Here is an 880-nt window from a genome sequence, read left to right on the forward strand (position 1 = left end):
CACGAACCGTGGCGCCCGGGAGAGACCGGTCGGCTCAGCCGAGGTGATGCACCTCCTGCTTGCCGTAGACCGGTGTCGGCAGGCCCTCCATCCGGGCCTTGAGCTGCAGCGCCAGGTAGGACGAGTAGTGCCGCGACTGGTGCAGGTTGCCGCCGTGGAACCACAGGTTCTCCTGCTGGGTCGGCTTCCACATGTTGCGCTGCTCGCCTTCCCAAGGGCCGGGGTCCTTGGTGGTGTCCGAGCCGAGACCCCAGACCTTGCCCACCTTGTCGGCCATCTCCTGCCCCATGAGATCGGCCACCCAGCCGTTCATCGAGTTGTAGCCGGTGGCGTAGACCACGAGATCCGCGTCGAGATGGGTGCCGTCGCTCAGGATCACGCCGGTTTCGTCCAGCGCCTCGACCTGACCGCGCTTCAGTTTGACCTCGCCGTCGATGATCAGCTGGCTCGCGCCCACGTCGATGTAGTAGCCCGATCCGCGGCGCAGGTACTTCATGAACAGCCCCGAGCCGTCGTCGCCCCAGTCGAGCCAGAACCCGGCCTTCTCGAGCCCGTCGTAGAACGTCTTGTCGACCTCCTTCATCTGGTCATAGAGCGGGATCTGGAACTCGTGCATGATCTTGTAGGGCAGCGAGGCGAAGACGAGATCCGCCTTCTCGGTGGTCATGCCGCTCTGCACCGCCTTCTCGGAGTAGAGCGCGCCAAGGCCGATATCCATCAGCGTGTCGGACCGCACGATATGGGTGGAGGAGCGCTGCAGCATGGTGACGTCGGCGTCATGCTCCCAGAGCGCGGCGCAGATGTCGTGGGCCGAGTTGTTCGACCCCACCACGACCACCTTCTTGCCGGCATAGGCATCGGGGCCGGGGTGCTGCGAGGA

1 protein-coding gene is annotated in these 880 nt (G+C 65.1%); it reads right to left on the bottom strand.

What is annotated here, in order from left to right; genetic code table 11:
• Positions 1–34 precede the first annotated feature (34 nt).
• Positions 35–880 (bottom strand): NAD(P)-binding domain-containing protein (locus HC022_RS27700; RefSeq protein ID WP_167454511.1); only part of this gene is annotated, 846 nt, incomplete at its 5' end.

Source organism: Salipiger sp. HF18, from assembly GCF_011806505.1.
Taxonomy (GTDB): Bacteria; Pseudomonadota; Alphaproteobacteria; order Rhodobacterales; family Rhodobacteraceae; genus Salipiger; species Salipiger thiooxidans.